General features: G+C 62.7%; 6 protein-coding genes and 2 pseudogenes. 3 read left to right on the top strand and 5 right to left on the bottom strand.

Annotation, left to right across the window (positions count from 1 at the left end; all coding sequences use genetic code 11):
- Window positions 1-667 (bottom strand): annotated as a pseudogene (locus L9Z73_RS19920) (3-oxoacyl-ACP reductase); the annotation flags it as partial.
- A gap of 114 nt (window positions 668-781) precedes the next feature.
- On the opposite strand from L9Z73_RS19920, the gene L9Z73_RS19915 reads away from it, so the two are divergent.
- Together L9Z73_RS19915 and L9Z73_RS19910 are read left to right on the top strand one after the other, a co-directional pair.
- A complete protein-coding gene (locus L9Z73_RS19915) occupies window positions 782-2,059 on the top strand; it encodes an acetyl-CoA C-acetyltransferase (RefSeq protein ID WP_247404470.1) in 1,278 nt (425 codons plus the stop codon).
- Window positions 2,060-2,194: 135 nt separating this feature from the next.
- Window positions 2,195-3,091: a PA4780 family RIO1-like protein kinase gene (locus tag L9Z73_RS19910; RefSeq protein ID WP_247404467.1), complete on the top strand. Its 897-nt coding sequence runs from the start codon at window positions 2,195-2,197 to the stop codon at window positions 3,089-3,091.
- A 253-nt stretch (window positions 3,092-3,344) separates the two neighbouring features.
- Here the strand turns inward: L9Z73_RS19910 and cueR are convergent, their stop codons facing one another.
- The 4 genes and pseudogenes from cueR to L9Z73_RS19890 all read right to left on the bottom strand — a co-directional run bounded on the left by cueR (window position 3,345) and on the right by L9Z73_RS19890 (window position 6,796).
- Window positions 3,345-3,746 carry a Cu(I)-responsive transcriptional regulator gene (gene cueR / locus L9Z73_RS19905; protein WP_247404473.1) on the bottom strand — a complete coding sequence of 134 codons (402 nt, stop codon included), beginning with the start codon at window positions 3,744-3,746 and terminating at the stop codon, window positions 3,345-3,347.
- Window positions 3,747-3,793: 47 nt separating this feature from the next.
- Window positions 3,794-4,405 (bottom strand): annotated as a pseudogene (locus L9Z73_RS19900) (phosphatase PAP2 family protein); the annotation flags it as partial.
- A 2-nt stretch (window positions 4,406-4,407) separates the two neighbouring features.
- Window positions 4,408-6,162, bottom strand: a complete 1,755-nt coding sequence (locus L9Z73_RS19895) for a bifunctional alpha/beta hydrolase/class I SAM-dependent methyltransferase (protein ID WP_247404464.1) — start codon at window positions 6,160-6,162, stop codon at window positions 4,408-4,410.
- Window positions 6,163-6,172: 10 nt separating this feature from the next.
- Entirely contained in the window at window positions 6,173-6,796 is a 624-nt protein-coding gene (locus tag L9Z73_RS19890) for a CDP-alcohol phosphatidyltransferase family protein (RefSeq protein WP_247404462.1), read from the bottom strand.
- Between the two features lie 319 nt (window positions 6,797-7,115).
- Here L9Z73_RS19890 and L9Z73_RS19885 point away from each other — a divergent pair.
- The coding region (locus L9Z73_RS19885; protein ID WP_247404459.1) for an SPFH domain-containing protein at window positions 7,116-8,745 on the top strand (1,630 nt) is incomplete at its 3' end.

The following is an 8,745-nucleotide window of genomic DNA, read 5'->3' as shown; positions in this document are numbered from 1 at the left end:
CCCGTTCGCCGGTGACCAGCGCTTTGCGCCCGGCAAGTGGGCGCGTCCAGTCTTCGACGGGGGTGGCGCACGCTTCCAGACGAATCACCTGGCCCGAGATATAGGCGCTTTTGGGCGATAGGAAAAACCGCAGCGCCCCTTCCAACTGGTCCTCGGCACCTTGGCCGACCGACAGCAATTGCAACACGCCGCCGTTGCGCAGCTCCTTGGCCAGGGAGCGACTGAACCCTTCGAGGGCACGCTGGGCGCTGGCGGCGAACGGGTCGCTGAGACTTTCCGGGGCGCGGCCGAGGATCACCAGGTGCGCGCTGTGATCGAGATTTTTCAGCAGTGGCTGAAAGAACTCACGCAGTTGCTTGAGTTGGTCGGTGTGTTGCAAGTCGCTGGCGTCGAACACCAGCGCCTTGAGTTTGGGACCGTGCCCGGGAATCCAGGCCGGTGCTTCCAGTGCCCCTGTGCCGTAGCTATAAATGGCCTCGGTGAGTTTAGGGGCAAACGCCATTACCTTGGCCGCCAGCGCGCCGCCGCCGAGCAGCAGTGCGCCGTCGACCGGGCGTAGGCGCCCGGCTTGCCAGCGCTCCAGGCGTACCGGTGACGGCAGGCCAATGGCGGCGACCAGGCGATGGCCGAGGCTTGAGTTGGCGAAGTCGATATAACGGTCTGACATGGAACGCTCTCCGAAGGCTGGGGTTCAAAGGGTTGACCACCCCGGGGCGGCAGTCGTTCGATTGAGCCTAGGCTAGTCTGAGGGACTTACCCCACAACCGACAGGGAGCTTTCCATGACTCAATTGCGCCGTGTAGCGATCATTGGCGGTAATCGCATTCCTTTCGCCCGCTCCAATGGCCCGTATGCCACAGCGAGCAACCAGGCGATGCTGACGGCCACCCTGGAGGGCCTGATCGAGCGCTACAACCTGCACGGCTTGCGCCTGGGCGAGGTGGTCGCCGGTGCGGTGCTCAAGCACTCGCGCGACTTCAACCTGACCCGCGAATGCGTGCTGGGCTCGCGCCTGTCGCCGCAAACCCCGGCCTATGACATTCAGCAGGCTTGCGGCACCGGGCTGGAAGCGGCGTTGCTGGTGGCCAACAAGATTGCCCTGGGCCAGATCGAATGCGGGATTGCCGGAGGGGTGGACACCACGTCCGACGCACCGATCGGGGTGAATGAAGGGCTGCGCAAGATTTTGTTGCAGGCCAATCGCAGCCGGTCTATGCCGGACAAACTAAAAGTCTTGTTACAACTTCGTCCGCATCACCTCAAGCCGGAACTGCCGCGCAATGGCGAACCGCGCACCGGTTTATCCATGGGCCAGCACTGTGAACTGATGGCGCAGACCTGGCAGATCCCCCGCACCGAGCAGGACCAGTTGGCCCTGGAAAGTCACCAGAAAATGGCCGCGTCCTATGCCGAAGGCTGGCACAACGATTTGCTCACCCCGTTTCTGGGGCTCACCCGTGACAACAACCTGCGCCCCGATCTGACCCTGGAAAAACTCGCCGGCCTCAAGCCCGCCTTCGAACGCAGCGGCAAAGGCACGCTCACCGCCGGCAACTCCACGCCGCTGACGGACGGTGCTTCCCTGGTGTTACTCGGCAGCGAAGCCTGGGTCAGGGAGCGCGGCTTGCCGATCCTGGCGTACCTGCGCGACGGCGAAGCGGCGGCGGTGGATTTCGTCAACGGTGCCGAAGGCCTGTTGATGGCGCCGGTGTACGCCGTGCCGCGTTTGCTGGCGAGGAATGGCCTGACACTGCAGGACTTTGATTACTACGAGATCCACGAAGCATTCGCTGCCCAAGTGTTGTGCACGCTAAAGGCCTGGGAAGATGCGGACTACTGCAAGACCCACCTGGGGCTCGACGCGCCGCTGGGTTCGATTGACCGCAGCCGCCTCAACGTCAAGGGCAGTTCCCTGGCCGCCGGGCATCCGTTTGCCGCGACGGGCGGGCGTATTATCGCCAACCTGGCCAAGCTGTTGGACGTCGCGGGCAAGGGGCGCGGGCTGATTTCGATCTGTGCCGCCGGTGGGCAGGGCGTGACGGCGATCATTGAGCGTTGAATTGCGTGGAAAACTGGCATATTGGATGCATTCTTCGGTGGTCAAAGCTCGCTAGCCCCTCCCCGAGGCGAGCCGATTGCCGTATAACGAGTGCCATACGCGTGTTTGGTAATAAAGGACCCACAATAAAAGCTGATGAAGACTCCTAAACGCATTGAACCCCTGATCGAAGACGGTCTGGTCGACGAAGTGCTGCGCCCACTTATGAGTGGTAAAGAAGCAGCTGTTTATGTGGTGCGCTGCGGCAATGAATTGCGTTGCGCCAAGGTTTACAAGGAGGCGAACAAACGAAGTTTTCGTCAAGCGTCCGAATACCAGGAAGGCCGTAAGGTCCGTAACAGCCGGCAGGCCCGGGCCATGGCCAAGGGCTCCAAATTCGGCAAGAAAGAAACCGAAGATGCCTGGCAGAACGCCGAAGTCGCGGCGTTGTTCCGCCTGGCCGGTGCGGGCGTTCGCGTGCCCCAGCCGTATGACTTCCTGGAAGGCGTGCTGTTGATGGAACTGGTGGCCGACGAGTACGGCGATGCGGCGCCGCGTCTGAACGACGTGACGCTGGAACCGGACCAGGCGCGCGAGTACCACGCGTTCCTGATCTCCCAGATCGTGCTGATGCTGTGTACCGGCCTGGTGCACGGTGACCTGTCCGAGTTCAACGTACTGCTCACGCCGACGGGCCCGGTGATCATCGACCTGCCCCAGGCGGTGGATGCGGCGGGCAACAACCACGCGTTCAGCATGCTGGAGCGGGATGTGGGCAACATGGCTTCCTACTTCGGGCGTTTTGCCCCGGAGTTGAAGACCACCAAGTACGCCAAGGAAATGTGGGCGCTGTACGAAGCCGGCACCTTGCACCCTGGCAGCATCTTGACCGGCGAGTTCGACGAACCGGAAGAACTGGCGGATGTCGGTGGCGTGATCCGCGAGATCGAAGCGGCGCGACTGGATGACGAACGGCGCCAGGCGATCCGCGCGGCGGATGATGCCCCCGCGAGCAAAACAGCGGAAGAACCGCCGCCGCCTTGGATGCAGTGATCTTCAATCTGTTGGAGATCTAAAAAGTGTGGAAGTGATCTTCAGGCAATTGAAGATCTAAAAATGTGGGAATGATCTTCAGGCAATTGGAGATCTAAAAATGTGGGAATGATCTTCAGGTAATTGGAGATCTAAATGTGGGAGGGGGCTTGCCCCCGATAGCGCCGTGTCAGTCGATACTTATATTGACTGGTCCACTGCTATCGGGGGCAAGCCCCCTCCCACATTGGTTTTGTGTTCACCCTTTACTCCTTCAGGCGCAGCAACCACCCGACGCCAATTCCTTGAGAATCGGACAATCCGGCCGATGATCACCGTGGCAGTGTTCCACCAGGTCCTGCAACGTATCGCGCAACTGCCCCAGTTCGCGAATCTTCTGATTCAGCTCTTCAATATGCTGGCGCGCCAAGGCCTTCACATCGGCGCTGGCCCGCTGTCGGTCCTGCCACAAGGTCAGCAGCTTGCCGACCTCTTCCAGGGAAAACCCCAGGTCCCGCGAACGCTTGATAAACGCCAGGGTGTGCAACTCGTCGGAGCCGTACACGCGATAGCCGCTGTCGGTGCGCTGGGCAGCTTTCAACAGCCCGATGGATTCGTAGTAGCGGATCATCTTGGCGCTCAAACCGCTTGAACGCGCCGCCTGGCCGATGTTCATGCTCATGGATGTGGGTCCTCCAGATCCTTGGGTTTCCAGGTTTTCAACAACAGCGGGCTCGGGTGTTCCAGCGGCCACAGCCACACGCACAGCCAACCCGCCAGGGCGCCTGTGGGTAAGTCGATAAAGTGGTGTTGATAAGTGGTCAGCACCGAAACCCCGATCAGCGCGAACCAGCCGTGTACCAGCCAGCGCCAGGCGCCCTGGGTGTGACGTTGGTACATGATCCACAGGATCACCAGCAGCGCGATATGCAGCGACGGCGCCTGGTTGAACGGTTTGTCGAAACCGGCCAGCACGGCGAACAGCCAGCCGAACACGCCGTCCAGCTCCGGCCTTTCGAAGGTGAAGCGCAGCGGCCAGATCAGGAAGCAGCTCACGGCGATGAGCTGCGCACTCAGCAGGCGCAGCGCATGTTGCTTCAGTTCATGGCGGCTGTTGGGCAGCAGCAGGGATAAACCGTAGAGCAGGTCGATAGTCCAGTAGGGCACGATGGTCCAGGCCCAGAACGGCATGTGGGTTTCCCAATCGAACACCAGTGTGCCGACGTCGCTGCGCTGGCTGGTGACCCATGTGGCAAAGCCATAGGTGCTGAAAAACAGCGGCGCCAACAGCAACAGCCACAGGAACGCGGGCTTTAACAGGCCGGGTTCGCGCATGTTCAGATCTTCTGCGCCAGGGACACGGTAAAGATGCCCCACTCATCCACCCGCTGGGTGATCTTGCGGAAACCGGCGGCTTCCACCAGTTGATCCATTTCTGCCTGGCTGCGCCGGCGCATCACCCAGGCCTGGCCCTGGCGATGGCTGGTCAGCGCGCGGGCGATCAGTTCCAACTGCGGGTGCCACGGCTGGCCGGTGTAGACCAGATAACCGCCGGGCTCCACGGCTTCGGCCAGGCCCGCCAGCGAACCGCCGACCATGGCGTTATCGGCAAACAATTCATACAGCCCGGAGACCACCGCCAACGTCGGCTTGGGCGCCAGCGCCGCCAAGTCCGCGCGGTCGAACGCATCGCCTTTGACGAATTGCGCGATATCCCCCAGGCCTTTCTCGCGAATCAGTGCGCCACCATCGCGCACGTTGATGTCGCTGTAGTCGCGCAGCAGGATCGATTCCGGTAGCGGCGAAACGCCCTGCAAGGCTTCGAGAATGTAGCGACCGTGGCCGGCGGCGATATCGACGATGCGCACTTCGCGGTCCGCTGTGCGCAACTGGGTCATGGCCAGGCGCAGCAGCTCTTCGACGTTCAACTTGCGCTGGCGAATGCCGCGCCAGCCGATGGAGTTGAGGTAGTTGGTGTCGATCATCCGGCCCAACCGGCCTTTGCCGGTGGGCGTGTTGCGGTACACGTAGTCCAGGGTGCTGCCGGAGTCGAAACCGGTGTCGAAGCCCAGCTTCACGCCGTCTGACAGCGTTTTGCCCAGGCCCATGCTGGCGCGGGTCATACGCCAGTACAGGTCGCGCAGGGAATTGCGCGGCAGCGGCGCGGCGAGGGATTCGGATTCGGCGCAGGTGGCGCCCAGCTTGTCGGCATCGAGCAGCGAGGCGTGGTCCAGCGGGTGTGCGAAGTTTTGCAGGATAAAGCGCCGGGCGCTGCTCACGGCCACGGCGCGGTCGCGCTCGCCGAGGGTGTCGTGGAAGAAGCCGGGGAGGATATGTAGTTCTTTTTTCAGGCTGCCGAGGCGGTCGAAAAACTGTTGTTGGGGTTTGCGATGCACGACGAAATCGGAGCCGGAGATCAGCAGTTGGGTCGGCACCTGGATCGCCTGGGCATCGGCGACAACCCGGTCGGCCGCTTCGTACAGGCCGAGCAGCACATTCACCGAAATCGCCTTGGTGATCAGCGGGTCGCTGTCGTAGGACGCGACGCGTTCCGGGTCGTGGCTGAGGAACTTGGCCTTGACGTAACTGTTGACGAAAAATTTGCCGCGAAACTTGCGCATCAGCGCCAGGCCCGGGCGGGCGAAGGGCACGTACAGTTTGACTTTGAATGCCGGGGAGGCGAGCACGAGTGCGCGGATTTTCGGCGCGTAGTCGTGGACCCAGGTGGCTGCGATCACCGCGCCGACGCTTTGGGCGATGACCGCAATATTTTCGGCCTCGACACCGTAAGTGGCGCCGATGTGGTCGCAGAAAGTCTGCACGTCGCGGGCGCTGGTGGCGAAGCTGGGGCTGTCGCCGCGCTCGCCGGGAGATTGGCCGTGGCCACGGGCGTCCCAGGCGAAGAAGTCGAAATGCGCCAGGTTCAGTTCATCGACCAGGTGGGCGATGCGCCCCGAATGCTCATGGCCGCGATGGAACAGCAGGATCGCCTTGCGCGGCTCGCCGTCCGCTGGGGCGGTAGCCGGCCAGTGCCGGTAGAAAAGCTCGACGCCATCATGGGTACTGAAGGTGTGTTCTTGCTGTTCGCGCATCGCAAAATCCTTATGCAGAAGGGGAAATGTGTTGTTCTTCTTTGAGGCCCTGACGCACCCGGTTGACCAGGGTATAGGCGAGCAGGGCGGCGACCAGCCACATCACCGTGTCGACCCAACCGGCTCCTAGCCAGCCCAGCGCCACGCCGGTGGCAAGCACGCCGAGGACGAATGCCCGATCACTTTTGCCCATCGGCCCGTCGTAGCGCCGTGACGCGCCGACCATCGGCCCGAGCACCCCGGCGTATTCGCTGAACACCGCCAGCAAGGTCACCAGCAGCACCGGCGCCGGGCTGACGCCGGGGATCAGTGCAAAGGGCAGGATCAGCGCGCTGTCGGCGATCACGTCGCACAGTTCATTGAGGTAGGCACCCAGGCGCGACTGCTGGCCGAATTCCCAGGCGAGCATGCCGTCGATGGCGTTGAGGGCCATGCGCACGATCATCCACAGCGGGATTAGCGCAAACACCCAGAGGTGCTGGGCAAAGCCGGCGATCAGCAGTCCGACCAGCAGGGAGATGACCCCGGCCAGCACGGTGATCTGGTTGGCGGTGGTGCCGTTGTCATAGAGGCGCTGCACGAGGGGGCGCAGCAGGTTTTGAAACCGCGGTTTGAGCTGATAGATCGAAATCATGGGGGTGACGCTTCCTTGTCCGTGGACCCGCGAAAAACTGCTCGGGAGTGTGCCGATTAATCGTAGCCTGCACCAGTGATGGCGCGTGTTTATAGGGGTTTAGTCACGCTCCGGAGCGCGATGAAGAACAAATGTGGGAGGGGGCTTGCCCCCGATGGCGGCGGACCCGCCAACCCATGCATCAACTGACCCAGAGCGATCGGGGGCAAGCCCCCTCCCACAGTGGATCTGTGTTGCATGTAAAGACGGTGTTTAACGAACAAAAATTTCACGCATTGTGTTATATCGTAACGAATTATGTACAAGCGGGCATGAGTGGATGCAAGTGGATCTAGAAGCTGACGGCGCTTCGGTTGAGGGCCTGCCGCGTTTTCAGCAAGGGCTGTTCCATGCCCGTCGATTGAGGCAAGCCGGTATCAGCCTGACTGCCGTGGCCATCAGCGGCTGGGTGTTGGCGCTGTTTGTTGCGCTATTTGCACCGGTGTCGATCTGGCCGGTGGTGTTGATCAACTGCGCGTCCGCGTTGCTGTTGCTGGTGGCCGGGTTGCAGTCGGCGTGGTGGGTCGCCGATTGGCGTGCCCAGGCGCTGGAAGCGTCGGCACCTGAGTTACTCGTAGCAGAGGACGAACCCGCCGGCTGGCAGGCGCGCCTGGTGGGGCGTTTCGGCAGAGGGTTGCTGGCCCAGATCGGTGCGCCGGTGTTGTGGCTCGGCGGTTGGTCGTTGTTCGCGCTGGTCAGCATCATTGAGTTCTGGAACCTGGGCTTGCCGGCGGCAGCGGTCGGCCAATCCGCAAGTATCGGCGCCGCGCTGGCCTTGGCATTGGCCTTTGGCCTGCTAGTGTTCGAGCGGCGCCTGGCCCAGGAAACCGCCGCGCAATGGCCGGAAGCCGCGCAGTTGGCGCAACTAAGCCGGGTGGCGATTAGTTGTCTGCTGATCAGTGCGATTTGCCTGCTGTTTGCCAGTGCGGCGTCGGTGTGGCCGCTGCGTCTGGCGACGCTGGTCGGGCTGTTGCCGGCGCTGGTCGCGCTGGAGTTTCTGTTAAGGGCTGTGCTGTCGCTGTTCAGCCCGCGCCAACCGCGCCTCGAACCGCGCTTGATGGCGCAGAGTTTTATCGCCGGTCTGCTGCGCTGGCCGCCGCAACCGCTGCAGGCCTTGCAGCACGAATTGCACAACCGCTTCGGTATCGACCTGCGCCAGATCTGGGCGTTTACCTACATGCGCCGGGCGTTTCTGCCGGTGCTGGTGGTGGTGCTGGCCGTCGGCTGGGCGCTGACGGGGGTGCATGAAGTGCCCCTGCAAGGCCGTGGGATTTATGAGCGCTTCGGCAAACCGGTGCAAGTCTTCGGCCCTGGCCTGCACGCCGGGTTGCCGTGGCCGTTGGGCCGCGTGCTGAACGTGGAAAACGGCGTGGTGCATGAGCTGGCGACCAGCGTCGGCGAAGCCGCCAGCCCGGAACTCGCGGCCGCCGAAGGCCCGGCGCCGCTGATCGCCAACCGCCTGTGGGACGCCAGCCATGTGAATGACAAATCCCAGGTGATCGCCAGCAGCCGTGGCGACAAGCAGAGCTTCCAGATCGTCAATATGGATGTGCGCTTCGTCTACCGTATCGGCCTGACCGACCACGCCGCACTGGCCGCCACTTATAACAGCGCGGATGTGCCGACCCTGATCCGCAGCACCGCCAGCCGCATCCTCGTGCATGACTTTGCCTCGCGTACCCTCGACGAATTGCTCGGCGAACAACGCACCGGCCTGGCCGACGAAATCGGTCGCGCCGTGCAAGCGGACCTGCAAAAACTCGACAGCGGCGTGGAAATTCTCGCCACGGTGGTCGAAGCCATCCACCCACCGTCCGGTGCCGCCAACGCCTACCACGGCGTGCAAGCGGCGCAGATCGGCGCCCAGGCGCTGATCTCCCGCGAACGCGGCGCCGCCAGCGAACAAACCA

Source organism: Pseudomonas emilianonis (assembly GCF_023072625.1).
Lineage (GTDB): Bacteria > Pseudomonadota > Gammaproteobacteria > Pseudomonadales > Pseudomonadaceae > Aquipseudomonas > Aquipseudomonas paraveronii.
Note: the sequence above shows the minus strand (reverse complement) of the source record. Positions and strands in the feature narration are given on the sequence as shown.